Origin of the sequence: Rhizobium sp. SU303 (assembly GCF_021052345.1) — a bacterium.
Lineage (GTDB): Bacteria > Pseudomonadota > Alphaproteobacteria > Rhizobiales > Rhizobiaceae > Rhizobium > Rhizobium laguerreae.
On sequence record NZ_CP088095.1, the window covers coordinates 3512555 to 3537575 of the forward strand.

Below are 25021 nucleotides of genomic sequence, written 5' to 3' on the forward strand. Positions count from 1 at the left end.
CCTCACGCCTCCAGGGGATCCGGTCGCAGGCCGCCGATGAAGAGCTGTTCCAGAAACCGTGCCGCATCCTCGAAGCGCCCTTCGCCCGAATGTTCCTGCCCCAGCACGGCACGCACCTGAACGTCGAAATCCGCGTAATGCTGCGTCGTCGACCAGATGGAGAAGATCAGGTGATAGGGATCGCATTTGACGATCTTGCCTGATTTCGCCCATGCGCGGATGACCTCCGCCTTCTCGTCGACCAATTCCTTCAGCGGTCCCTTCAGCTCGTCTTCGATATGGGGCGCGCCCTGCAGCACCTCGTTGGCGAAAAGCCGGCTCTCGCGCGGAAAATCGCGGGCCATCTCCAGCTTGCGGCGGATGTAGCTGCGGATTTCCGTCTCCGGGTTGCCTTCGGCGTCGAAGGCCCGCAGCGGCTCCAGCCAGGTGTAGAGCACTCGGTCGATCAGCGCCCGGTGCATGGCTTCCTTGGTGCGGAAATAATAGAGCAGATTGGGTTTCGACATGCCGGCCACTTCGGCGATCTGGTCGATGGTCGAGCCGCGGAAGCCGCTTGCCGAAAACACGTCGAGGGCCGCTTCCAGGATTTGCTCTTCTTTCTCCTCCTGGATTCGCGTCCGCCTCAGGGTTTTCGCTGCTCTCGGTATGGTCACAGGCTGTTATTTCCCCTTGAAATTCAAATTCTTCGCTCAAGTTTTGGCTGGGAATGGTCCCCGCCGCTTCCTTGAGCAACTGCCCGTATATTTATCGGCAATTTTCGTGATTTTCGTCTTGAGCCCGGCGGTGGAAGTTGTAATGTTTACCAATCGGTCAAATTATCCGCCAGATGCAAAACAAAGGCAACTGGCGATTTTCCGGCGCTCGACAAAACCAATAAGGGGGCGCAGGAAAGGACCACGGGAACAGGCGGGCATGCCCTTTGCATGACTGCCGCAAACAGGTGAGGGCATACGAAATGGTGGCAGCACCAGGCGAGAACATGCGCGTCAATGGCGACCGTCTCTGGGACAGTCTCATGGAGATGGCGAAAATCGGCCCCGGCATTGCAGGCGGCAACAATCGCCAGACCTTGACGGATGCCGATGCGCAGGGCCGCAGCCTTTTCAAAAAATGGTGTGACGATGCCGGTTTGACCCTGGGTGTCGACCGGATGGGCACGATGTTCGCCACCCGCCCCGGCACCGATCCCGATGCTCTGCCCGTCTATGTCGGCTCGCATCTCGACACCCAGCCGACCGGCGGCAAATATGACGGCGTGCTCGGCGTGCTTGCAGCCCTCGAAGTCGTGCGCACGATGAACGATCTCGGCATCAAGACCAAACATCCGATCGTCGTGACCAACTGGACCAACGAGGAAGGGGCGCGTTTTGCCCCTGCCATGCTGGCGTCAGGCGTCTTCGCCGGCGTGCACAGCCTGGACTTTGCCTATAGCCGCAGGGACCCCGAGGGCAATCTTTTCGGCGACGAATTGAAGCGCATCGGCTGGGTTGGCGACGAAGAGGTCGGCGCCCGCAAGATGCACGCCTATTTCGAATATCACATCGAGCAGGGACCGATCCTCGAAGCCGAGGAAAAGCAGATCGGCGTCGTCACCCATTGCCAGGGCCTCTGGTGGCTGGAATTCACGCTGACTGGCAAAGAAGCCCATACCGGATCGACGCCGATGAACCTGCGCGTCAATGCCGGCCTCGCCATGGCCCGCATTCTGGAAATGGTCCAGGACGTGGCGATGGGCGAACAGCCGGGCGCCGTCGGCGGCGTCGGCCAGGTATTTTTCTCGCCAAACTCCCGCAACGTGCTGCCGGGCAAGGTGGTCTTCACCGTCGACATCCGCTCGCCCGACAAGGAGAAACTCGACCGCATGCGGGCAAAGATCGAGGCGAAAGCGCCTGAGATCACCGATGCACTCGGCGTCGGCTGTTCCATCGAGGCGATTGGCCACTTCGAACCGATCACCTTCGATCCGAAACTGGTCACGTCGGTGCGCGAAGCCGCCGAGCGGCTCGGCTACAGCCACATGAACATCATCTCCGGCGCCGGCCACGACGCCTGCTGGGCCGCCAAGGTCGCACCGGCAACGATGGTCATGTGCCCCTGCGTCGGCGGGCTCTCGCACAACGAGGCGGAAGAGATTTCCAAGGAATGGGCGATGGCGGGAGCCGATGTGCTGTTCCATGCCGTAGTGGAAACGGCGGAGATTGTCGTGTGATGGCATCAGATTTGCCAACCACTTATCTCGATTATCCTGATATCTTTAAGTTCGAAACTCAGCGAACTGCCGACGACCTCGCGTGGGCCACCGCCAATGTGACGCCAGTGAACGAAGGTCCGTGGGACGACGTCCCTGGCGTGCAGATCTTCTACATTGGCATCAACACGGCAGGCGAGCGGATCAAGCTTCCGCAAATATCGAGCTTTTGGCGATATGAACCTTCTGGTGTTCAACTGGCCAAGTCAGATGACCGCGACCCAGATGCGCTCCACCAAACCTACTATATCTATGGGCCCGGGCCCGGTGTCGTTCGCATCGAACTTGGCCCTTCCACGCCTGGCATACTGATCGAACGTCCCAAGGACAGCCAACCCGTACAGTCAACCGGGCTGATCGACGGCAAGGATTTTTACTTTCGCGAATGCGACGGCATTTGGTCCTTGTCGGTGGGTGGCATTGACGTCCTTGAGCAGCCCGACTGGTATTACGAAGAGAAGCACGACAAGCCGAATGAGTTGAGTGAGGAGGCCGTCTACAGCCTTATCGCCAAGGGTGCGGCGCTCTTTAGAAACGGCACGCCCACGATGGCAGTGGAGCCGTAAGACAATAAGATCGCAGGGAAAAGGAACAGCAGCCATGACCACAGTCATCAAGAACGGCACCATCGTCACCGCCGACCTGACCTATAAGACTGACGTGAAAATCGACGGCGGCAAGATCATCGAGATTGGTCCGAACCTCTCGGGCGACGAGACGCTGGATGCCACCGGCTGTTATGTCATGCCTGGTGGTATCGATCCGCACACCCACCTCGAAATGCCCTTCATGGGCACCTATTCTTCCGACGATTTCGAGAGCGGCACACGCGCCGCCCTTTCCGGCGGCACGACGATGGTGGTCGATTTCGCCCTGCCCGCCCCTGGCCAGTCGCTGCTCGAGGCGCTGACCATGTGGGACAACAAATCGACCCGCGCCAATTGCGATTATTCCTTCCACATGGCGGTCACCTGGTGGAGCGAGCAGGTCTTCAAGGAGATGGAGACCATCGTCCGTGACAAGGGCATCAACACCTTCAAGCACTTCATGGCCTACAAAGGCGCGCTGATGGTCGACGATGACGAAATGTTCGCCTCCTTCCAGCGCTGCGCCGAACTCGGCGCCCTGCCGCTGGTGCACGCCGAAAACGGCGACGTCGTCGCCTCGATGTCGGCAAAGCTGCTGGCCGAGGGCAATAACGGCCCCGAGGCGCACGCCTATTCCCGCCCGGCCGAGGTGGAGGGCGAGGCCACCAATCGCGCCATCATGATCGCCGACATGGCCGGCTGCCCGGTCTATATCGTCCACACCTCCTGCGAACAGGCGCACGAGGCGATCCGCCGCGCCCGTGCCAAGGGCATGCGCGTCTATGGTGAACCGCTGATCCAGCACCTGACGCTCGACGAGAGCGAATATTCCAACCCCGACTGGGATCATGCCGCCCGCCGGGTGATGTCGCCGCCCTTCCGCAACAAGCAGCATCAGGACTCGCTTTGGGCGGGGCTTGCCTCCGGCTCGCTGCAGGTCGTCGCCACTGACCATTGCGCCTTCACCACTGCGCAGAAGCGTTTTGGTATCGGTGATTTCACCAAGATCCCGAACGGCACCGGCGGCCTCGAAGACCGTATGCCGATGCTCTGGACCCATGGCGTCAATACCGGGCGGCTGACGATGAACGAGTTCGTCGCCGTCACCTCGACCAACATCGCCAAGATCCTCAACATCTATCCGAAGAAGGGCGCGATCCTTGTCGGCGCTGATGCCGACATCGTCGTCTGGGACCCGCAACGTTCCAAGACCATCTCGTCCAGGGCCCAGCAGTCGGCGATCGACTACAACGTCTTCGAAGGCAAGGAAGTGATCGGCCTGCCCCGCTACACGCTGACACGCGGCGTCGTGGCAATCGAGGAAGGCGCGATCAAGACCCGCGAGGGCCACGGCGAATTCGTCAGGCGCGAGCCGGTCACGGCTGTCAGCAAGGCACTTTCCCAGTGGAAGGATATCACCGCGCCGCGCAAGGTGACGCGTAGCGGCATTCCGGCAAGCGGCGTATGACGATGGCGCATGACGATATGGCCATCAACCGGAGACCGCTGCCTCTATGCCAATGACCTCACGCCGGCACCAAAGCGTCCAACTCCGGCAGAAGCACGACGCTTTCCTGCTCGTTCGGATCGGTGCGGGCGATGATCGCCGTGCACGGCGTGCTGCTGAGGTTTGCCGGCAAGTGCGGCACGCCGGCCGGGATATAGAAAAGTTCGCCGGCATGGACGATGACGTGATGCTCGAGCCGATCTCCGTACCATGTGTGGGCCTCGCCGGAGAGCATGTAGATCGCCGTCTCGTGCGCCTCGTGCAGATGCGCCTTGGCGCGTACGCCCGGCGGGATCGTCAGGAGGTGCATGCAAATGCCCTTGGCGCCGACCGTCTCGGCCGCGACCCCTTGGAAATAGCTGAGCCCCTGCTTCCCGTCATAGGCATGATTGGGGCGAACGATGTGGCAGGTGGGCTTTGATGTCACGTCCATCCTCATCCTCCATGGAGTGTGTCGTCGATAAAACCGGCGGTAATGATAACACGCAAACCGCGTTCCCGCGGCGAAAACAAGACTGGTCGCATTGATGCAAGCACCCTCCGTCGTATCCGCCAAGGATCTCTGTCTCACCTACCAGGCGAATGACGGCCCGGTGCAAGCACTGAGCAATGTCAATCTCGATGTCCGCAAGGGCGATTTCGTCTCTTTCATCGGCCCGTCGGGCTGCGGCAAGACCACTTTCCTGCGTGTCATCGCCGATCTCGAGAAGAGCACGTCTGGCGAGATCTCGATCAACGGCATGACACCGGAGGAAGCCCGCAAGGCCCGCGCCTACGGCTATGTCTTCCAGGCGCCGGCGCTCTATCCCTGGCGCACCATCGAAAACAATATCGCCCTGCCGCTGGAGATCATGGGGTATTCCGGCGCCGACCGGACGCGGCGCATCGCCGAAGCGCTCGATCTCGTCAGTCTTTCGGGCTTCGAGAAGAAATTCCCCTGGCAGCTTTCCGGCGGCATGCAACAGCGCGCCTCGATCGCCCGTGCGCTCGCCTTCGACGCCGACCTGCTACTGATGGATGAGCCCTTCGGCGCCCTGGACGAGATCGTCCGCGACCATCTGAACGAAGAGCTGCTGAAACTCTGGACCCGCACCAACAAGACGATCTGCTTCGTCACCCATTCCATCCCCGAGGCAGTCTACCTCTCGACCAAGATCGTGGTGATGTCTCCGCGCCCGGGCCGCGTGACCGATGTGATCGACTCGACCCTGCCGGCCGAACGCCCGCTCGACATCCGCGACACCCCCGAGTTCCTGGAAATCGCCCATCGCGTCCGCGAAGGGCTGAGGACGGGGCACGCATGAGGAGCGGGCGATTGCACTCTGGGTCCAGCACACTCCATACCAATAGATGGGGGCGCGTCTTTTGAAACCCGACACCTTCAAGGATAAGATCGTCCCCGTCACCACCATCCTGCTGGCCCTCGTCGTCATCTGGTATGTCGCCGCCATCCTGATGAACGCGCCGTTCCAGCGCGACATGGACGGCCGCGCCGGCGCCACACCAACGACCCTCGAATTCATCGGCAAGACGCTGGCGCAGCCAAAGCCTATCCTGCCGGCGCCGCATCAGGTGGCGCAGAACGTCTACGAGAACACCTTTCTGCGCAGCCTTTCGAGCAATCGCAGCCTCGTCTATCACAGCTGGGTAACGCTCTCCTCCACCCTGCTCGGCTTCGGCTTCGGCATGCTGCTCGGCATCCTTCTCGCCGTGCTGATCGTCCATAACCGCGCCATGGATCGCTCGCTGATGCCCTGGCTGGTGGCGAGCCAGACCATACCGATCCTCGCCATCGCGCCGATGATCGTTATCATCTCCTACAACGTACTGACCGGCGACAATGCCATTGCGCATCTGTTGAACCTCGATTCCGACGCCTCCCGCCTCGTCTCGAAAGCGCTGATCTCCACCTACCTCTCCTTCTTTCCGGTCGCCGTCGGCATGGTGAAGGGATTACGTTCGCCTGAGATCATGCATCTCGACTTGATGCGCACCTATTATGCCAGCCCAATGCAGACTTTCTGGAAGCTGCGCGTTCCAGCCTCGATTCCATTCCTCTTCACCTCGATGAAGGTCGCGATCGCCGCCAGCCTCGTCGGCGCCATCGTCGGCGAGCTGCCGACGGGTGCCGTCGCCGGCATCGGTTCGAAGCTGCTGGCCGGCTCCTATTACAGCCAGACTATCGATATCTGGGCCGCCCTCGTCGCCGGATCGCTGCTGGCGGGCATCCTGGTTGCGATTGTCGGCGTTGCAGCGAAGATCGTCGACCGCGCCATGGGCGGGAGGCCGGCATGAGACATCTGACCTTCTCCTGGCAGGGCGTGGTCGCCCTCCTCCTCTGCGTCGGGGCGCTGACGGCCCTGCCGTTCCTGGCCGAGGGCGCGGCGCGCGCCCTCACCGACGGCACGGCAAGCCTCATTTTCACCATCGTCATCGCGGCTGCCCTGTTGTCATTCGCACCGCAGCCGCCGGCCTATCGGGCCACCGTGCTGTTTATCGGCGCGCATGGCGCCGCCTGGATGCTGCTTTCGGCTCTTTCCGGCAACGAGGGCGCGGCGACGCGGGCTTTCTTCCTGCTGCTCTTAGCCTGCTGGCTGCTTGCCTGGCGATGCGTCACCGAACTGTCGAAACTGCAGCCCGTCACCACTTTCGGCAAGTCGGCGCTCCAGCTCCTGATCCCGGCGATCTTCGGCGCCTGGATCCTCATTCTCTGGGAAGCGGTCACGCGTGGCGCTGGCGTCCCCTTCATCCTGCTGCCGCCGCCGAGCGCCATCGGCGCGCGGTTCATGGCGTCGCTGCCCATCCTCGGCGCGGACGTCAGGCAGACGATCTTCAAGGCGGTGCTGATCGGTTATATCGTCGGCTGCCTCAGTGGCTTCGTCGTCGCGGTGCTCGCCGACCGCATCGCCTTCCTGCGCCGCGGCCTTCTGCCGATCGGCAACATGGTTTCGGCCCTGCCGATCATCGGCGTCGCCCCTGTCATGGTCATGTGGTTCGGCTTCGACTGGCCGTCAAAGGCCGCCGTCGTCATCATCATGACCTTCTTCCCGATGCTGGTGAATACCGTCGCCGGCCTTGCCGCCTCCGGCAGCATGGAGCGCGACCTGATGCGCACCTATGCCTCAGGCTATTGGCAGACGCTGTTGAAACTCAGGCTTCCGGCGGCAATGCCCTTCATTTTCAACGCACTGAAGATCAACTCGACGCTGGCGCTGATTGGTGCCATCGTTGCGGAATTCTTCGGGACACCGATCGTCGGCATGGGCTTCCGTATCTCCACCGAGATCGGCCGCATGAATGTCGACATGGTCTGGGCGGAAATCGCCGTCGCGGCGCTGGCCGGCTCGATCTTCTATGGCATCATCGCCCTGACCGAACGGGCGGTGACGTTCTGGCATCCGTCTATCCGTGGTGGCTAGGCGCGCGCGGGCTCCAGAAACGGGTCCGGGCATAACTTCAGAGGGTAAGGATAAGAAAATGAGAAAGTTGATGGTTGCAATGATGGCGAGCGCGATGTCGCTTGCAGCGGCCCATGCGATGGCCGCCGACAAGGTGGTGCTGCAGCTGAAATGGGTCACGCAGAGCCAGTTCGGCGGTTATTACGTCGCCAAGGACAAGGGCTTCTACAAGGAAGAAGGCCTCGACGTCGAGATCAAGCCGGGCGGTCCCGATATCGCTCCTGAGCAGGTGATCGCCGGCGGCGGCGCCGATGTCATCGTCGACTGGATGGGCGGTGCCCTGGTTGCCCGCGAAAAGGGCGTCCCGCTCGTCAACATCGCCCAGCCCTATCAGAAGTCGGGCCTGGAAATGGTCTGCCGCAAGGACGGCCCGGTCAAGACCGAAGCCGACTTCAAGGGCCACACGCTCGGCGTCTGGTTCTTCGGCAACGAGTATCCCTTCTTCGCCTGGATGAACAAGCTCGGCCTGTCGACCGAAGGCGGGCCGAACGGCGTCACAGTGCTGAAGCAGAGCTTCGATGTGCAGCCGCTCGTCCAGAAGCAGGCCGACTGCATCTCCGTCATGACCTATAACGAATACTGGCAGGCGATCGATGCCGGCTTCAAGCCGGAAGAACTGACGGTCTTCAACTACACTGAAATGGGCAACGACCTTCTCGAAGACGGCCTCTATGCGATGGAAGACAAGCTGAAAGACCCGGCCTTCAAGGAGAAGATGGTCAAGTTCGTCCGCGCTTCGATGAAGGGCTGGAAATATGCCACCGAGAATCCCGACGAAGCCGCCGAGATCGTCATGGACAATGGCGGCCAGGACGACAACCATCAGAAGCGCATGATGGGCGAAGTCGCCAAGCTGGTCGGCGACAGCTCCGGCAAGCTGGACGAGGCGCTCTATGCGCGCACGGCAAAGGCGCTGCTCGATCAGAAGATCATCAGCAAGGAGCCGTCAGGCGCCTGGACGCACGACATCACCGACGCCGCTTCCAAATAATTCGGCGAGATTGCGAAGCGAAACGCGCGGGAGATTTCCCGCGCGTTTCGTCTTTTTCTAGAGCATGATGCCAAAAAGTGTCCGCGGTATTCGGACGACATTCTCTATCTATTTGATTTAGACGCTGATTCAGATTTCCGGTCAGTCGGCCTTAAATCATCTGCATCCAGCAACCGAAAAAAATGCCTTGCAACTGTCGCATTTATCGGGCGTCAAACGTCTTAGGGATGAGCGTGATCAATCTTCGTAATGTTGACATAACCTTGCGGTGATTGATTGACTTCGGAATGGTAATTAATATCGCCTAATGGGGAATTGTTTTCTGCCGGACTTGTAGATCGAGCAAATCGATACCACCTACAAGCCGAATTTGCCGGCGAGGGATGAAGACGGCAAAGGATCGGCGGATACCTCTGAGAATGCAGGAAGGGCAGTGGCCTGATCGCGCGCTGAGTGGCAGACGCTCGAGTTCGGCCAACCTTATCATAAGATTGGACGAAGACGCATGGCACGCAAGCCGATTGGAATTCTAGGCGCCTCCACCCTTTTTGCGGCGGCTCTCGCCGCATCCGCCGCTTTTTCGCAGGAGACGCCGGTCGCAAAACCGCAGCAGAACCTGCCGGCGATCGTTGTCACCCAGGCGACGAACCGAACCCTCGTCGACCGCGTAATCGGCACGGGTACGGTCAAACCCGTCGAAGAAGTCTATATCCAACCGCAGGTCGAAGGCCTCTCTATCCGCACGCTGAAAGCCGATGTCGGCGACAAGGTGCAGGCGGAAAGCACGCTCGCCACGCTGAACGAGGACGCGCTGATCCTGGAGAAGAGCCAGATGCTGGCGACGAGAGCCAAGGGTGAGGCAAGCCTTGCCCAGTTGCGCGCTCAGCTCATCGAGGCGCAGGCCAACGCCGAACAGGCAAGGCAGCAGCAGGCCCGCGCCCAGGAAATGGGCAAGAAGGGTACGGTCTCCACCGCACAGGTCGAACAGGCCGATGCGACGGCCGCCGCAACCAATGCCCGCGTATCTTCCGCCGAACAGGCGATCGAAGTTTCCGTAGCCGATCTCAAGGTCTTCGACAGCCAGATCGCCGATGCCGATCTGAAACTGGCACGCACCGATGTAAAGACGCCGGTCTCGGGCACGATCTCAGCGAAGAACGCCAAGGTCGGCGCCATCGCCGCCGGCAACGGCGACCCGCTCTTCACCATCATTCGTAACGGCGATATCGAACTCGTCGCCGAAATCGCCGAAAGCGATATCGTGAGAGTCGTGGCCGGTCAGAAGGCTGCGATTTCGCTCTCCGGCAGCCGCGAGAAACTGTCCGGCGCCGTGCGCCTGGTCTCGCCCACCGTCGATCCGGTCACCCGCCTCGGTCTCGTCCATATCTCCATCGACGACGACAGCAAGGCGCGCTCCGGCATGTATGGCAGCGCCGAGATCATCGTGCGCGAGACTGAGGGCGTCTCGCTTCCCCTGACCGCCGTGCTGACCAGCAACGAGGGCTCCTCTGCTCGCAGGGTCGAGGATGGCGTGGTGAAATACGCCAAGGTCGAGACCGGCATCCAGGACGGTGCCTATGTCGAGATCGTCAATGGATTGAAGACCGGCGACGAGGTCGTGGCCAAGGCGGGCGCCTATGTCCGCGACGGTGACCGCATCACTCCGGTGCGTGAACAGCTCCCGGCTTCCAACTAAAGAGACCATCCGATGAATTTTTCAGCCTGGTCCATTCGAAACCCCATCGCACCGCTGCTGGCCTTCTGCCTGCTGGTGTTCATCGGCATGCAGTCCTTCAACTCGCTGCCGATCACCCGTTTTCCCAACATCGACGTACCGCTGGTTTCGATCAGCGTGACGCAGAGCGGCGCTTCGCCTGCCGAACTCGAAATGCAGGTGACGAAGGAGATCGAAGACGCAGTCGCCTCGATCACCGGCATCGACGAAATCCAGTCGACCGTGACCGACGGCAGTTCGCAGACCAACGTCATGTTCCGCATGGAAGTGCCGACCGAACAGGCCGTGCAGGACACCAAGGATGCGATCGACCGCATCCGCAGCGATCTGCCGGCAAACGTCGAAGAACCTATTGTCTCCAAGGTCGATGTCGAAGGCCAGGCGATCCAGACCTTCGCCGTTTCCTCGCCCGCCATGTCGCTGGAGGAACTTTCCTGGTTCGTTGACGACACGATCAAGCGTTCGCTGCAGGGCCAAGCTGGCATCGGCCGCGTCGACCGCTACGGCGGCGCCGAGCGCGAAGTGCGCATCGAACTCACGCCCGACAAGCTCAACGCCTATGGCATCACCGCCGCAAGTGTGAACGAGCAGCTGCGCGGCACCAACATCGACCTCGGCTCCGGCCGCGGCCAGGTGGCCGGCAGCGAACAGGCGATCCGTGTTCTCGGTGACGCCCGCAACGTCGCCGACCTCGCCAACACGACGATCGGCCTGCCGAACGGCCGCTTCGTCAAACTATCCGATCTCGGCGTCATCAAGGACACCTATGAGGAGCCGAAATCCTTCTCGCGCTTCAACGATACCCCAGTCGTTACCTTTGGCGTCTTCCGCTCCAAGGGCGCCAGCGAGGTCAGTGTCGCCGAAACCGTGGCGCAGAACCTCGACAAGGTTCGGACCGAAAACCCGAATGTGAAGATCGAACTGATCGACGATTCGGTTTATTTCACCTACGGCAACTACGAAGCCGCCATTCATACGCTGCTCGAAGGCGCGCTGCTCGCCGTCATCGTCGTCTTCCTGTTCCTGAGGAACTGGCGCGCGACGCTGATTTCCGCGATCGCCCTTCCGCTGTCCGCGATCCCGACCTTCTGGATCATGGACTTGATGGGCTTCTCGCTGAACCTCGTCAGCTTCCTCGCTTTGACGCTCGCGACCGGCATCCTCGTCGACGATGCGATCGTCGAAATCGAAAACATCGCCCGCCACATCAAGATGGGCAAGACCCCCTATCGAGCGGCGATCGAGGCGGCTGATGAAATCGGCCTCGCCGTCATCGCCACTACCTTCACAATCATCGCCGTCTTCGTGCCGGTTTCCTTCATGCCGGGCATTCCGGGCCAATACTTCATCCAGTTCGGCTTGACCGTCGCCTTCTCCGTCTTCTTCTCGCTGATGGTGGCGCGCCTCATCACACCGATGATGGCCGCCTATCTGATGCGCCCCGAAGACGCGATGGAAGACCATCACGACAATGACGGCCTGCTGATGAAGGGCTATACCCGTCTCATACGTGGCACGACCGGACGCTGGTACACGCGTTATGCGACGCTGATTGTCGCGTTCGGCTTCCTGGTCGGCTCTGTTATGTTGCTGATGCAGGTTCCCGGCAGCTTCCTGCCGCCGGAAGACGCTTCACGCATCGTTCTCTCCGTCGAACTGCCGCCCAATGCACGGCTTGACGACACCGAGCAGACGACGGATGCGATCTACGACAGGGTCAAGGACATCAACGGTGTCGATAGCGTCTTCGTTCTCGGCGGCGCATCACCGAAGGGCGAACTCGAACTGCGCCGCGCGACCATCACGCTCGCCCTCGACAAGCTCGACCAATCGCTGATCAAGAAGATGGTCAACGACGTGCTCGGCCATATCCCGGTCGTTGGCCCGATGCTGCCGAAGGTGGAAGTCCACGGGCGCGAACGTCCGCAATGGAATATCGAAAAGGAAGTCTTCGCCAAGCTGCGCGACATTCCCGACGTCCATATCCTGAAGCTTAACGACCGCGGCGAACGCGACCTCTCCTTCAACTTCCTCTCCAAGAACGAGAAGGACCTGAACGACGCCGTCGGCATTCTGGAATCCAAGCTCCGCGCCGATCCGCTGCTTGCCAATGTCAGCGCCGACGGCGCCCTGCCCCGTCCCGAACTGCAGGTTCATCCGCGCAAGGATGAGGCTGCCCGCCTCGGCATCACGCCGCAGCAGATCTCCGAGACGATCCGCGTCGCCACCATCGGCGATGTCGATGCAGCCCTTGCCAAGATCTCGCTCGACGATCGCCAGATCCCGATCCGTGTCCAGACTTCACTCGACATGCGCCGCGATCTCGCGGCCATCCGGGCGCTGAAGGTCCAGACGGCCAGCGGCGGCACCGTTCCGCTCGCAAGCGTCGCCAATATCGACTATTCGGAAGGCGTAAGCTCGATCAAGCGCAACAACCGCAACCGCGTCGTCTCGATCGGCTCCGACCTGCCGCAGGGCGTGGCGCTCGACACGGCTTCGGCCCGCTTCCGCGAGATCGTCAATGGGGCCAACATCCCCGCCACGGTGCACCTTGCCGAAAGCGGCGACACCAAGGTGCAGACGGAGATGCAGCAGAGCTTCGTCAACGCCATGCTGATGGGCCTGCTGCTGGTGCTGACGGTGCTGATCCTGCTCTTCAAGGACGTGATCCAGCCCTTCACCATCCTGTTCTCGCTGCCGCTCGCCATTGGCGGCGTCGCAGCCGGCCTGCTCGTCACCAACAATCCGCTGTCGATGCCTGTCATGATCGGCATCCTGATGCTGATGGGTGTCGTCACCAAGAACGCAATCCTGCTCGTCGATTTCGCGATCGAGATGCGCCACCAGGGCATGCCTCGCGTCGAGGCCATGGTCGAAGCCGGCCGCAAGCGCGCCCGTCCGATCATCATGACCTCGATCGCCATGTCGGCGGGCATGCTGCCTTCTGCGCTCGGCGTCGGCGAAGGTGGCTCGTTCCGCGCGCCGATGGCGATCGCGGTGATCGGCGGTATCATCGTTTCGACCGTGCTCTCGCTCGTCGTCGTGCCCTCCTTCTTCCTGATCATGGACGACCTCTCCCGCCTGCTCGGCTGGGCTTTCGGCCGCCTGGTCGGCAGGAAGGACAATGAGGAGCTGCCGCTGTCGCGCGAGGATCTCACCCGCGTTACCCGTGAGAACCGCGACGACATCGACTCGCTGGAGGAGCGCCTGACCGCGATCGAAAAGCCGGAAAGCAAACGCAAGACCGCCAACGGCAACGACACCAACGTGCTGCGCCTGCCGCCCTTCGCGGCGGAATAAGCAAAGCCGAGGAATTGAACGGGCCGGGAGCGATCTCCCGGCCCATTTCGTTTTCGTTCATGTCTGACGGTTGACCAAAATCAATTCCGTCGCCGTCTCCCTCCCGTATTTTGCCCGGCAGCATAAGGAATTGGAAAGACCGGCCATATCAGGAGACCGGGAGATGAACAGAATGCTGACATTCAACGGCCATGAGGCCGCTGTGCTCGCCAAGGCTGACTTCATGGCCGGGCTCGGCCACGACGAGGCTGAAGCCCTGCGCGCTTGCGCCACCTTTCTCCTCTGCGAGCCGCACGACGTTCTTTTCGAGGAGGGCGGCAAGGCGGCCTATTTCTATTGCGTGCTCAGCGGTTATGTCAGGCTCCATTGCCACAATGGCGACGGCAGGCAGGCCGATATCCGCATCTGTGAGCCCGGCGACAGTTTCGCCGAATGCCTGATCCATACCGACGAAACTTATCGTTACGGCGCGCAGGCGATGGATCATGCCGTGCTGGCGCGCTTCCACATTCCTAAGGTTCGGCTGTTGCTGGACGAGCGGCCACGGATCGGCAAGGCGATCATGCGCAGCCTGTCGCTGCATCTGATCTCAACGATGGAATGCCTGGCAAGCGACCGCATGCAGACCGCGCCGCAGCGCGTGGCAAACTATCTGCTGACCCATTGCGTCGAGGACGGTGCGAGCGCTTCGCTGCGGCTGCCCTTTCCGAAAAATCTGCTTGCCCGCAAGCTCGGTCTCGCGCCGGAGGCGCTTTCGCGCGCCTTCTCGACGCTAAAGATGAAAGGTGTCACGGTGCGCGGCCGGGCGATCGCCATCAGCGACGTCAAAGTGCTGCGGCAGATCTGACCGTCAGAACACGATGCCGAAGGCTCTAAGCATGTCGCGCAAAACTGTGCAGCGCTTTAGAGCCTTTCCGGGTTAGATTGAAGCATTCTGTTGGCTCAAACGGAGTCGGATGGTCGACCGGCCGGCGCGTGTCGTAGCCCGGCTCTACGGCCAAGCCGGCCGGTCGATCAGCCGGCCCGTTTCAGCCAACCCGAAGGGCCGGGCATCTTTGCGCCAGGATCAGAGGCGATCGGCTCGGACGTACCAAGAGGTATGCCCGTCGCCAATCGCCTCTGCCCTGACGAAAACCTGCTCCGGCAGAATGTTTCAATCTAACCCGGAAAGGCTCTAGAGCCCGCCCTGCTCCCTGAGGAAGCTGACGATCGAGCTCACGCCGTCACCGCGCTTCATGTCGGAGAAGACGAAGGGGCGGCTCGCACGCATGCGCGTCGCATCCCGGTCCATGACCTCGAGATCGGCGCCGACATAGGGCGCCAGATCCTTCTTGTTGATGACGAGCAGGTCCGACCGGGTGATGCCGGGCCCTCCCTTGCGCGGGATTTCCTCGCCCTGGCAGACGGAGATGACATAGATGGTGATATCGGCAAGATCGGGCGAAAAGGTCGCTGCCAGATTGTCGCCGCCGGATTCGATGAAGACGACGTCGAGATCGGGGATCCGCTGGTTGAGGCCGGCGATCGCCTGCAAATTGATTGTCGCATCCTCGCGGATGGCGGTATGCGGGCAGCCGCCCGTCTCGACACCGACGATGCGGTCTGAAGTCAATGCCTGCATCCGCACCAGCGCCTCGGCATCCTCGGTCGTGTAGATGTCGTTGGTGACGACGGCGACGGAATAATCGTCGCGCATCGCCTTGCAGAGCTTTTCGGTCAGCGCCGTCTTGCCCGAGCCGACCGGCCCGCCGATGCCGACACGCAAAGGTCCGTTTCTTGATTTCATGTGCCTTACTCCAATCGAACCCCGATGATAACGAAGCCGCCCGCCCGCGCCACCGTCAAATGACGCAGCCGCAGCGATAATTTCGGACAATCACGAACGGAACAGCCGTGTCGCCTGCGTCTCGTGGCGCAGGCTGGCAATATCGGCCTGCACTGTCGCCGAACCCAGATCGTCGAGCGTCGAGGCTGCCGCCCGCCGGGCGACCTCCGCGATACGGTCTTCCAGACCGGCAAGAACGGCGAGGCCATCCCGTTGCCCGGCGACACCGAGGCGGATACCTGATGAAACCGCTTGTGAGACATAGGCATGCAGGAAGGCGGCGAGCGCCTTCTCGGGCCCTATGCCATGGGCGCCCGTCACCGCCCCGACCGCAATGGGATACGCGACCCTGTCAGGTAGCCGCTCGAACACCCCGTCGGGCCAGGCCCGCGCCGCTGCGAGGAAAGCCTCACCGAGCAACATCGTTTCCTGATGCCGCTCGCGTGATCCGGCCAGCGCCTCGGCGAGTGCAGCGACTTCGGCAAGGCGTGCGGGTTCTGCCTGTTGCCTGTGGCTTTCGGCCAGAAGCACCGCATCGTTCCAGGCCGAACCATTCCCGACCAGCGTGCCGATCCAGGCCGCAAGCGAGGTCGCATGCGTAACGAGCCCGTCGGCCACCGCCCGCTCCAGCCCGCCCGAATAGGCAAAGCTGCCGATAGGAAAGGCCGGCGAGAGCCATGCCGTCAGGCGCAGCAATGCCTGCAGCTCGCGATCCCTGGTCATCAAGACTCAGTCGTGCTTGTGGTCATGATCATGACCGCGATCGTGGCGGTGCTCATGCTCATGCTCGTAGCCATGTTCGTGATCGTGGTCATGGCCGTGATCATGCCCGTGGTCATGCCCGTGGTCATGATTGTGATCGTGGTCATGCCCATGCGAATGCCCGCCTTGGGAATGATAGGCGCCGCGCGCCGGCTGGAACGGCTCGTCGATCTCGAGGACGACGGCGCCGAGGCCCTGCAGCATGGCGCGGATGACATGATCGCGGAGGATGACGATGCGGTCTTCCTCGATCTGCGCGGCAAGATGCCGGTTGCCGAGATGCCAGGCGAGCTCGACCAGATGGGTGCGGTCGCGACCGCGGATTTCGAAGAGTTTCTCGTCGGCGGCGAGGATCTCGATCAGTTCGCCGTCGTCGCGCACCAGCAGGTCGCCATTGGCGAAAAGCACCGGATCCTTGAGATCGAGCATGACCATCTCACCATTTTCCAGATGCAGCAGCTTGCGGCGCAGATGGCGCAGATCATGCGGCAGCTTGACCTGGGCGATTGGGTGGGAGGAAGGGGTTCCGGCGGGAAGATAGGAGGTGACGCGCTGCATGACATGTCCGTTTTTCTGAGAGGACGACCATGCAAAATAGCTCTTCCCGATGCAAGCACCAATGGCCTTTCGTCCGGCTTCGGCTTTTATATTCCGTAAGCCTGCATCACATTGTCGCTCTCCGGGCCTCTGTTCTCGCCGTCGACGCCGTTCTCGACGAGCCCGTGCCAGGCGTGATGAAGACCTTCCCGTTCATGTACGACGCGATTGCGCCCGAGCGCCTTGGCGAGATAGAGCGCCCGGTCGGCGGAGGCATAAACCGCCTGCTTGTTGCGCCCGGCGACGAGATCGGCAATGCCGCCGGAAACGGTGATGCGGATATCGTGCCCCTCGGCCTTGATGGCGCCGCCGGCGATCCGGGCCCGGACACCTTCAATACGCTCCATCCGTGCCTCCAGCGGCTCGCCGGATAGGATCACACCAAACTCCTCCCCACCCAGCCGTGCGACGACGGACATCTCATCGAAGGCGGATGTGAGCATGGACGAAACGGCGATGATGACGGCATCGCCGCAACCGTGGCCGAAGCGATCATTGATCGCCTTGAAACGGTCGACGTCGAAAATCACTAGGGACGCGTTGCCATCGGCATTCTCAAGCGCCTCGGTAAAAGCGCGCCGGTTGAGCAGCCCGGAAAGCGTATCCGTGAGGCTGAGCTTTTCGAACTCCGCCCGCGAGAGCGCGAGGTCGCGCATGGCAAAGCCGGCAAACAGCGACAGCATGCCGGAAACGGTACCGCCGATCAGCCAGGAAAAGATCGCGCTGAAGCCGATTGCATGGGCGAGCGTCACCGGTAGAAGCCCGAGAAGATCGAGCGATGGCATCGTCAATGCGATGATGACTCCTGAGAGAATAACCGAAAGAAAAGCCATCTTCAGGGCGAAGACGTAGACGTTCTTACGGTATTGAAGATCGCCAAAATCGGCCTGCAGCGAAATCCAGTTTCTCATGAGAATCAACCTTCCTGCTCGGCGTTTCCAGGCATTGATAAGAGCCCAATTGCTGCGGGTGTCTTAATTGACTCGTTAAAATTCGAACGGTTTTGGACGTTTCGGTGGGCAGAATTTTTCTAGCAGGGGATGCAGCTTTCCAATCCCTGAATCGAACAGTGCGGAGAGACAGATAAACAATTGATATAGAAGGGATTTATTGAGCTTCCAGATGCGGCTGTTCCAGAATGGCTTAGCTGAAGAAAATACCGGTTTTTCCACCGATTTTTACAACCAGATGGAGAGCGCTATTCACAATTCACTTTAAGAGCGGACCGGCCCGACGGCTGCTTCAATTGTAGACAGAAACAGACAATCGCAATGCTTGTGGAAGCGGGTTCCATATGCCGGTTCGAAGCCCAGCCGAGCGCAGGGCAGCGGCAGTCCAGGTGTTGCAGCCGAAGAGGGCGTTGAAGTATCCCCTGGCCTCGAAGAACCGGTCGATCTCGCCGTAACCCGCACCCGGAATCGGCACCACCGCGCGCCCGTCACGGACGAAGCTCTCGGAGATAAAATCGCGCAGCTGCGCCAATTGATCCTCACTGACATTGAATGCCGTAACGGTGGGCTGCGGCTCGGTGATTGGGCCGGCAAGGTCCACATGCAGCACGGAACGATCGATCGTCAGCGCGCGCAACACCGGCAGCGGCTTCAGCTCCGCCCATGTCGGAGTTTCCAGATAGAAGGCACGACCGCCCCAGCCGATAATGAGCCACTCCGCGCTCGGATGGCCGAGCGGAAAATCGGTATTGTCGAGGAATGAAAAGGCAGCCCGCGTTTCCGCGTCGAGCGGAATGGCAATATCGGTATGGATCGGGCCTGACAGCAGCAGAATCCGATGCGTCACCGCCGCAGACGACGCCTTGACCGGCGCAATCAGCGGCCGGGGAATAAGGGTCCCGCAGACCGCCGAAAGCACGAGCAGGAATACGATCCGCAACAACCAGCGGATACCTGTCCTCATCGCAGCCGTCCATCACGCATCGGACGTGGGCCTAGAACAGGAAATAGCGCTGCGCCATCGGCAGCACCGTCGCCGGCTCGCAAGTCAGCAGCTCACCGTTCGCCCTGACCTCGTAGGTCTCGGGATCGACCTCGATCTCGGGTGTCAGGTCGTTGTGGATCATCGATGCTTTGGAGATGCCGCCGCGCGTATTCTTCACCGCGACCAGTTCCTTGGCGACGCCGAGCCGGCCCTTCAGGCCGGCATCGAGCGAGGCCTGGCTGACGAAGGTGACGGAGGAATTGGTGAGGCTCTTGCCATAGGAGGCAAACATCGGCCGGTAGTGCACCGGTTGCGGCGTCGGGATCGAGGCGTTCGGATCGCCCATCGGCGCGGCCGCGATCGAGCCCCCGAGCAGCACCATATCGGGCTTCACGCCGAAGAAGGCAGGATTCCACAGCACGAGGTCGGCGCGCTTGCCGACCTCGACCGAGCCGATTTCACGGCTGAGACCATGGGCGATCGCCGGGTTGATTGTATATTTGGCGATATAGCGGCGGACGCGGAAATTGTCGTTGTCGCCCTTTTCCTCCTTCAGCCGGCCGCGCTGGCGCTTCATCTTATCGGCCGTCTGCCAGGTGCGGATCGCCACCTCGCCGACGCGGCCCATGGCCTGGCTGTCGGACGAGATGATCGAGAAGGCGCCGATGTCGTGCAGGATGTCTTCGGCGGCGATCGTTTCCTTGCGGATCCGGCTTTCGGCAAAAGCGATATCTTCGGGGATCGACGGCGACAAATGGTGGCAGACCATCAGCATGTCGAGATGCTCGGCAATGGTATTGACCGTATAGGGACGCGTCGGATTGGTCGACGACGGAATGACATTCGGCTGGCCGCAGATCTTGATGATGTCGGGCGCATGCCCGCCGCCCGCCCCTTCCGTGTGGAAGGCATGGATGGTGCGGCCCTTGATGGCGCCGATCGTATCCTCGACGAAGCCGCTTTCGTTCAGTGTATCGGTGTGGATCATCACCTGCACGTCGTATTCATCGGCAACCGACAGGCAGCAGTCGATGGCGCCTGGTGTCGTGCCCCAATCCTCGTGCAGCTTCAGCGAAGTGGCGCCGGCCAGCACCATTTCGGTCAGCGCCCCCGGCAGCGAGGCATTGCCCTTGCCGGCAAAGGCGAGGTTCATCGGAAAGGCGTCGGCCGCTTCGATCATGCGCGCGAGATGCCAGGGACCGGGCGTGCAGGTGGTGGCGAGCGTGCCGTGTGCAGGACCGGTGCCGCCGCCGAGCATGCAAGTCATGCCGCTCATCAGCGCTTCTTCGATCTGCTGCGGCGCGATGAAATGGATATGGCTGTCCATGCCGCCAGCGGTGACGATCTTGCCTTCGGCGGCGATCGCCTCCGTACCCGGGCCGACGATGATATTGATGCCCGGCTGCATGTCGGGATTACCCGCCTTGCCGATCGCGACGATGCGCCCATCCTTGAGGCCGATATCGGCTTTGTAGATGCCCGAATGATCGACGATCACCGCATTGGTGATGACTGTATCGACCGCGCCATCGGCCCGCGTCACCTGGCTTTGGCCCATGCCGTCGCGGATCACCTTGCCGCCGCCGAACTTCACCTCCTCGCCATAGGTGGTGAAATCCTTCTCGATCTCGATGAAAAGCTCCGTATCGGCAAGGCGTACCTTGTCGCCGGTGGTCGGTCCGAACATGCCGGCATAGGCGGCGCGCGAGATCTTGTAGGGCATATTCTGGTTCTACCTCTGGAGTTCCGAAAAATTGGGAGATTTCGATGCGGCCCTGTCGAAAGTCAGGGTCGTGCGGCAGCCGTTTCGCTTGTTGATTTCGCCGATGAGATGGTCAGAAAAATCGCCCGGATATGCGATGAAGCTGCTCAACGATGCCTCCACGGTCGCAGTGTCCTGGACCATTACATTTGACATGTGCAGCAGCCTTGTCATGACCCCGGCAATGATCTCCTTGCTGTATTTCAGCTTCTGCCGAAGCACCCAGATCGTCTCGACAACGACCACATGGTTGACGAAGAATGGTTCGCGGCTCCCCACAACGGCATCGCGAACCAGGGCGAACTGGTCCGGCGTGTGGTCCCCCTCGGAAAGATCGGTGAGAAAGATCCTGAGCAGGATATTCGTATCAATCCCCAGCATTCCACGATCCCGTCGCCATTGCACCGCGCGCCTCGGCGATCCATTTTTCAATGTCATCGCCCGAAACCGGTTCGTCGCTCTTCAGAACTCCTATCAAGTCGGCAAGACTTTCTCTCAGCACACGAACCTCGAAAACGCCGTTGGAATTCGCGACGAAATCGATCCGGTCGCCGGCATGAATGTCCAACGACTTGCGCAACCCTGCAGGCAGCGTGATCTGATTTTTCGATGTGACCTTTGCCGATGTCGCCATAACAAGTCTCCTTACCTTTTGTTCAAAATGTAAGGCGTTTTGCGGGATGCCGCAATGTCTGTCCGAAGCCGCCGAAGCCGTCCCTCGTCGATATACCGGTCCGCCAGCTGCCGCTCGGCGGCGAACGGATGCCATTCCCAGCCGACATGGCCGAAGCCAGCAAGCGTCACCTCGGTCTCGTCATATCTCTCCAGCACCTCGCCGATCACGATCATGCCGCTGCTCGGCACCAGGTATGGCTGAGGATCAAAAGCCGAAATCGCTGCATCGACGGCATCGTGAATCGACTTGCCGATGACGACGTGCGTCTTGCCGGTGGCGGCGCAGAAGGCGCTGAACTCAGCGGTATAGTCGTCGCAGAAATCGTCGAGTTCCGGATGCGAGACGGCAAGCGGCGCCCGCATCGCGGCGAATTTTTCCGGATCGCGCACGCTCCAGATTTCGCCAGCCGACACCACGCCCGGATGGGCGCGCCACTCACGCGAACCGAGCATTGCCTTTGCCGGCCTGCCGGTGTTGCAGACCGCGACGGCATCCGTGCGGCTGCCGCCGGCCCCATAGGAGCGGCAATCATTGAAGCGGATGACGAAATCGGCGGCATCGATGACACCAGCCTCTGCCTCTCCGACGTCGCCATTGCCGACGATCATGATTTTCCTGATCACCCTAGTTGCTCATCATATCTTCGAGCTCTTTCAGCTCTTTCGTGCGTTTATCCGTAATGTTGGCGAGGCATCCGGCAACCAGCATCGGCTCCATCGTGCCGCCGCGGGCCTGAAAGCCGAAGGCGTCGCATTCGGCATCGCGATAATCGATCCAGGCGCGCTGCGCCTTGACCAGCGCCTGCTCCGCGCCCTTCATGTCGCCATCCAGGTCCTTGTCGATCGCTGCCAGGACGGCGCGGGTCTTCTTGTATTGCGCATTCAAAGCCTTGTCGGCGGCCTCATGACGCGCCGCCTCGCAAGACGTCATGTCCGATTGCGTCTTGGGACTGTTGCAATCGATATCCTCAGCAGAAGCAGCACCTGCCGTCAGCAGCATCGCCGCCCCGACGAGGCAGATATTCAAGCGCATGCATTCCTCCAGCCTATTGTTCTTAAAGCTTGCCCATCACCAGCTGCCGGAAGCCGTAAACCTCGCGCTTGCCGGAAAGCGGGATCAGCGTCACCGAGCGCGTCTGCCCCGGCTCGAAGCGCACCGCCGTTCCCGCCGGGATATCGAGCCGCTTGCCATGCGCCGCCGCGCGATCGAAGGAAAGTCCCGCATTGGTCTCGGCGAAATGATAGTGGCTGCCGACCTGCACCGGCCGATCGCCCGTATTGGAAACCTCCAGCGTCACCGTCGGCGCGCCGGCATTCAGCTCGATGTCGCCGCTTGCGGCAATGATTTCGCCTGGAATCATCTCGTCCTCCTTAAGCCGCCTTGGGCGCGCAGCCCTCGGCTTTCAGCACACGCTTCGTCGACGCCGGATTTTTGACAAGCATCGCCGCCGGCCGAATAGGCCTCGCGACTAGATTGCCGCCGCAGTTCGGGCAGACACCCTTCAACACGCCGTCCACGCAATCGGCGCAGAAGGTGCATTCGTAGGTGCAGATCCGTGCCTCAGTGCTATCAGGCGGCAGATCCTTGTCGCAGCATTCGCAATTGGGCCTTAGCTCGAGCATCCCTATCTCCTCACCGGATCGGCTCGTGCACGGTGACGAGCTTGGTGCCATCAGGGAACGTCGCCTCCACCTGCACGTCGTGGATCATCTCGGCAATGCCCTCCATCACCTGGGAGCGGTCGATCACATGGGCGCCGGCTTCCATCAGCTCGGCAACCGGGCGGCCATCGCGGGCGCCTTCGACGACGAAGTCGCTGATCAGCGCGATCGCTTCGGGGTAATTCAACTTGACGCCGCGCTCCAGCCGTCGCCGCGCCACCATCGCCGCCATCGAAATCAACAGCTTGTCTTTTTCTCTCGGAGTGAGGTTCATCGCTTGTCCATCTGCTTGACCGAATGCTTACGTTCATAGATTCCAGACTTTCGGCACAGGCGCACCATTGCGCAAGGCGGAAATGACGGGGATCAGGATTTTTCTGAGTGAGAAGCCGTCGGCTGCGGCAAGGCGAACGACGAGCTTGCCACTCCAAGCGCTCGCACCGCCCATCGATCCTTCGACGAGCGGCCGGACTTTGCTAAGATAGGCTTCTGAAAGCGGCCCGGCATAAAGCAGCGTCGCAAAGGCCACCTGTCCGCCGAGCACAGCCTGCCGCGCAGCCAGCGCCGCCACACCTTCGGAAAGTCTGAGTTCCTCGGCATGGATCAGTTGCCCCGAGCGGCGGATGCGCCAGCGATCACGAAAGAGCCCTGATACCACCGCCTCACCCATCGCCTTGCGGCCGAGCAGCACGGCTTCGACTGCCAGAAATTCGGCGCTCTCGTCAAGATCGACATCCAGCCGGCGGAAAAGTGCGGCCCGGTCGAAGAGGATCGTTTCCTGCGGCAGCCAGTCGACGCGGGCTTGGGCTCCGACCTTGATGCTGGTTGCCACCTCGGCGATGCCGGCCGATACCTTGTAGATCTTCTCGCAAGCCTGAGTGGTGACGTCGATGCGTGTGCCGGCGCCGGCATCCACGCTCCAATCCATCCGATCGCCGCCCGTCAGCCCGCCAGCGGTATTGATGATGACGGCTTCCATCGAGGCATCGAAGGTATCGGGCAGGCGGATTTTCGCTGCCCCCTCCTGATAGAGTTCACGGATGCGCGTGCGGCCATCGAACAGCTTTGCCGCCAGATGCCCGCGCCCTTCCGCTCTTTGCGGTCTCGTGCCTGCCGCCGCAATCGTCATATCGTCCCTTTCGGTCGCGCCCCTGGTTTTCATTCAAGCGCGCGGATAACGGAAAGCAAGCAATTCCTATGCCGTCCCGAGCAGACCGACAGCGGCGGCGGACGGTTTTCCAGGCGCCGCGCGCTCTGCTGCAAAATGCGGCATCTGCCGGTCAGACAGTCAGGTGTCGGCGGGCCTCCGGCGTATCCAGCGTCTCGGCAAGCCCTTCATGGACGATTTCGCCGCGGTCCATGATGTAGACATAGTCGGCAAGCTCGCGGCAGAAATCGAGATATTGCTCGACGAGCAGGATCGCCATGCCTGTAGAATCGCGCAGGTAGCGGATCGCCCGGCCGATATCCTTGATAATCGATGGCTGAATGCCCTCGGTCGGCTCGTCGAGCACGAGAATCCTGGGCCGTGTCACCATGGCCCGCCCGATCGCCAGCTGCTGCTGCTGCCCGCCGGAAAGATCGCCGCCGCGACGTGACAACATCGACTTCAGCACCGGGAAGAGACTGAAGATGTCATCGGGGATGTTGCGGTCGCGGCGGCCAAGCGGAGCAAAGCCCGTTTCGAGATTTTCCTTGACTGTCAGTAGCGGGAAGATTTCGCGCCCCTGCGGCACATAGCCGATGCCCTGCTTGGCGCGGGCAAAGGGCGGCTGGCCGTTGAGCTTGGTATCATTGAAGGTGACGGTGCCGGCCGACAGCGGATGCTGGCCGGTAACGGCGCGCAGAAGAGAACTCTTCCCCACGCCGTTACGCCCCAGCACGCAGGTGATCTTGCCCATCTCCGCTTTGATCGAGATGCCGCGCAGCGCCTGAGCGGCGCCATAATGCAGGTTTGCGTTTTCGACTGTCAGCATG

At 61.3% G+C, this 25021-nt stretch carries 28 protein-coding genes; 11 read left to right on the forward strand and 17 right to left on the reverse strand.

Annotation, left to right across the window (positions count from 1 at the left end; genetic code table 11):
* Window positions 1-2 precede the first annotated feature (2 nt).
* Window positions 3-653 carry a TetR family transcriptional regulator C-terminal domain-containing protein gene (locus tag RlegSU303_RS17570; protein WP_131719167.1) on the reverse strand — a complete coding sequence of 217 codons (651 nt, stop codon included), beginning with the start codon at window positions 651-653 and terminating at the stop codon, window positions 3-5.
* A 16-nt stretch (window positions 654-669) separates the two neighbouring features.
* On the opposite strand from RlegSU303_RS17570, the gene RlegSU303_RS17575 reads away from it, so the two are divergent.
* From RlegSU303_RS17575 to hydA, 4 genes are read left to right on the forward strand one after another with little or no spacing between them, the layout of a single operon-like run.
* Window positions 670-927, forward strand: coding sequence for a hypothetical protein (locus RlegSU303_RS17575; protein WP_131719168.1), 258 nt, complete (start codon window positions 670-672; stop codon window positions 925-927).
* A gap of 28 nt (window positions 928-955) precedes the next feature.
* Window positions 956-2209, forward strand: coding sequence for a Zn-dependent hydrolase (locus RlegSU303_RS17580; RefSeq protein WP_131719169.1), 1254 nt, complete (start codon window positions 956-958; stop codon window positions 2207-2209).
* A complete protein-coding gene (locus RlegSU303_RS17585; protein WP_131719170.1) occupies window positions 2209-2814 on the forward strand; it encodes a hypothetical protein in 606 nt (201 codons plus the stop codon). The genes RlegSU303_RS17580 and RlegSU303_RS17585 overlap by 1 nt, the downstream gene beginning before the upstream one ends.
* A 34-nt stretch (window positions 2815-2848) precedes the next feature.
* Window positions 2849-4303: a dihydropyrimidinase gene (hydA, locus tag RlegSU303_RS17590; protein ID WP_131719171.1), complete on the forward strand. Its 1455-nt coding sequence runs from the start codon at window positions 2849-2851 to the stop codon at window positions 4301-4303.
* Between the two features lie 58 nt (window positions 4304-4361).
* Here the strand turns inward: hydA and RlegSU303_RS17595 are convergent, their stop codons facing one another.
* Window positions 4362-4775 carry a cupin domain-containing protein gene (locus tag RlegSU303_RS17595; protein ID WP_003542280.1) on the reverse strand — a complete coding sequence of 138 codons (414 nt, stop codon included), beginning with the start codon at window positions 4773-4775 and terminating at the stop codon, window positions 4362-4364.
* 94 nt (window positions 4776-4869) lie between these two features.
* Between RlegSU303_RS17595 and RlegSU303_RS17600 the strand changes: the two genes are divergently transcribed.
* The 7 genes from RlegSU303_RS17600 (at window position 4870) to RlegSU303_RS17630 (ending at window position 14673) form a co-directional block, all read left to right on the forward strand.
* The gene (locus RlegSU303_RS17600) at window positions 4870-5646 is read left to right on the forward strand and encodes an ABC transporter ATP-binding protein (protein ID WP_131619564.1); all 777 of its coding nucleotides are present in this window, start codon (window positions 4870-4872) and stop codon (window positions 5644-5646) included.
* Window positions 5647-5707: 61 nt separating this feature from the next.
* Complete coding sequence (locus RlegSU303_RS17605) at window positions 5708-6637, forward strand: ABC transporter permease (protein WP_062943510.1); 930 nt, start codon at window positions 5708-5710, stop codon at window positions 6635-6637.
* The gene (locus RlegSU303_RS17610; RefSeq protein ID WP_131619563.1) at window positions 6634-7761 is read left to right on the forward strand and encodes an ABC transporter permease; all 1128 of its coding nucleotides are present in this window, start codon (window positions 6634-6636) and stop codon (window positions 7759-7761) included. The genes RlegSU303_RS17605 and RlegSU303_RS17610 overlap by 4 nt, the downstream gene beginning before the upstream one ends.
* A 58-nt stretch (window positions 7762-7819) precedes the next feature.
* The gene (locus tag RlegSU303_RS17615) at window positions 7820-8791 is read left to right on the forward strand and encodes an ABC transporter substrate-binding protein (RefSeq protein ID WP_017961732.1); all 972 of its coding nucleotides are present in this window, start codon (window positions 7820-7822) and stop codon (window positions 8789-8791) included.
* Between the two features lie 505 nt (window positions 8792-9296).
* Window positions 9297-10487 (forward strand): efflux RND transporter periplasmic adaptor subunit, encoded by a 1191-nt coding sequence (locus RlegSU303_RS17620; RefSeq protein WP_131719172.1) that lies wholly within the window; start codon window positions 9297-9299, stop codon window positions 10485-10487.
* Between the two features lie 12 nt (window positions 10488-10499).
* Window positions 10500-13826 (forward strand): efflux RND transporter permease subunit, encoded by a 3327-nt coding sequence (locus tag RlegSU303_RS17625; protein ID WP_131644908.1) that lies wholly within the window; start codon window positions 10500-10502, stop codon window positions 13824-13826.
* A 163-nt stretch (window positions 13827-13989) separates the two neighbouring features.
* The gene (locus RlegSU303_RS17630) at window positions 13990-14673 is read left to right on the forward strand and encodes a Crp/Fnr family transcriptional regulator (protein ID WP_131719173.1); all 684 of its coding nucleotides are present in this window, start codon (window positions 13990-13992) and stop codon (window positions 14671-14673) included.
* Window positions 14674-15000: 327 nt separating this feature from the next.
* Here the strand turns inward: RlegSU303_RS17630 and ureG are convergent, their stop codons facing one another.
* From ureG to urtE, 15 genes are all read right to left on the reverse strand, one after another.
* Window positions 15001-15612: an urease accessory protein UreG gene (ureG, locus tag RlegSU303_RS17635; protein ID WP_003542294.1), complete on the reverse strand. Its 612-nt coding sequence runs from the start codon at window positions 15610-15612 to the stop codon at window positions 15001-15003.
* Between the two features lie 90 nt (window positions 15613-15702).
* Window positions 15703-16374: an urease accessory protein UreF gene (locus tag RlegSU303_RS17640; RefSeq protein ID WP_131719174.1), complete on the reverse strand. Its 672-nt coding sequence runs from the start codon at window positions 16372-16374 to the stop codon at window positions 15703-15705.
* 6 nt (window positions 16375-16380) lie between these two features.
* Window positions 16381-16971 carry an urease accessory protein UreE gene (gene ureE, locus RlegSU303_RS17645; protein ID WP_072637421.1) on the reverse strand — a complete coding sequence of 197 codons (591 nt, stop codon included), beginning with the start codon at window positions 16969-16971 and terminating at the stop codon, window positions 16381-16383.
* An 86-nt stretch (window positions 16972-17057) separates the two neighbouring features.
* Window positions 17058-17921: a GGDEF domain-containing protein gene (locus RlegSU303_RS17650; RefSeq protein WP_094087567.1), complete on the reverse strand. Its 864-nt coding sequence runs from the start codon at window positions 17919-17921 to the stop codon at window positions 17058-17060.
* A gap of 331 nt (window positions 17922-18252) precedes the next feature.
* The gene (locus RlegSU303_RS17655) at window positions 18253-18924 is read right to left on the reverse strand and encodes a TIGR02117 family protein (RefSeq protein ID WP_017961739.1); all 672 of its coding nucleotides are present in this window, start codon (window positions 18922-18924) and stop codon (window positions 18253-18255) included.
* Between the two features lie 31 nt (window positions 18925-18955).
* On the reverse strand, window positions 18956-20668 hold the full coding sequence (gene ureC / locus RlegSU303_RS17660; protein ID WP_131719175.1) for an urease subunit alpha: 1713 nt from the start codon (window positions 20666-20668) through the stop codon (window positions 18956-18958).
* 9 nt (window positions 20669-20677) lie between these two features.
* The gene (locus RlegSU303_RS17665) at window positions 20678-21088 is read right to left on the reverse strand and encodes a PIN domain-containing protein (protein ID WP_165507520.1); all 411 of its coding nucleotides are present in this window, start codon (window positions 21086-21088) and stop codon (window positions 20678-20680) included.
* The gene (locus tag RlegSU303_RS17670) at window positions 21075-21341 is read right to left on the reverse strand and encodes an AbrB/MazE/SpoVT family DNA-binding domain-containing protein (RefSeq protein ID WP_017961742.1); all 267 of its coding nucleotides are present in this window, start codon (window positions 21339-21341) and stop codon (window positions 21075-21077) included. The genes RlegSU303_RS17665 and RlegSU303_RS17670 overlap by 14 nt, the downstream gene beginning before the upstream one ends.
* Before the next feature lie 11 nt (window positions 21342-21352).
* A complete protein-coding gene (locus RlegSU303_RS17675; protein WP_131719253.1) occupies window positions 21353-21991 on the reverse strand; it encodes a Urease operon accessory protein in 639 nt (212 codons plus the stop codon).
* A gap of 16 nt (window positions 21992-22007) precedes the next feature.
* On the reverse strand, window positions 22008-22415 hold the full coding sequence (locus RlegSU303_RS17680) for a lysozyme inhibitor LprI family protein (protein ID WP_131639738.1): 408 nt from the start codon (window positions 22413-22415) through the stop codon (window positions 22008-22010).
* 22 nt (window positions 22416-22437) lie between these two features.
* Entirely contained in the window at window positions 22438-22743 is a 306-nt protein-coding gene (locus RlegSU303_RS17685) for an urease subunit beta (RefSeq protein ID WP_003542314.1), read from the reverse strand.
* Between the two features lie 10 nt (window positions 22744-22753).
* Entirely contained in the window at window positions 22754-23005 is a 252-nt protein-coding gene (locus RlegSU303_RS17690; protein WP_077979102.1) for a DUF1272 domain-containing protein, read from the reverse strand.
* A gap of 10 nt (window positions 23006-23015) precedes the next feature.
* Window positions 23016-23318 carry an urease subunit gamma gene (locus RlegSU303_RS17695; RefSeq protein ID WP_131719177.1) on the reverse strand — a complete coding sequence of 101 codons (303 nt, stop codon included), beginning with the start codon at window positions 23316-23318 and terminating at the stop codon, window positions 23016-23018.
* 33 nt (window positions 23319-23351) lie between these two features.
* Window positions 23352-24173 (reverse strand): urease accessory protein UreD, encoded by an 822-nt coding sequence (locus tag RlegSU303_RS17700; protein WP_131719254.1) that lies wholly within the window; start codon window positions 24171-24173, stop codon window positions 23352-23354.
* A gap of 151 nt (window positions 24174-24324) precedes the next feature.
* Window positions 24325-25020, reverse strand: a complete 696-nt coding sequence (gene urtE, locus RlegSU303_RS17705; RefSeq protein ID WP_131719178.1) for an urea ABC transporter ATP-binding subunit UrtE — start codon at window positions 25018-25020, stop codon at window positions 24325-24327.
* Window position 25021 lies beyond the last annotated feature (1 nt).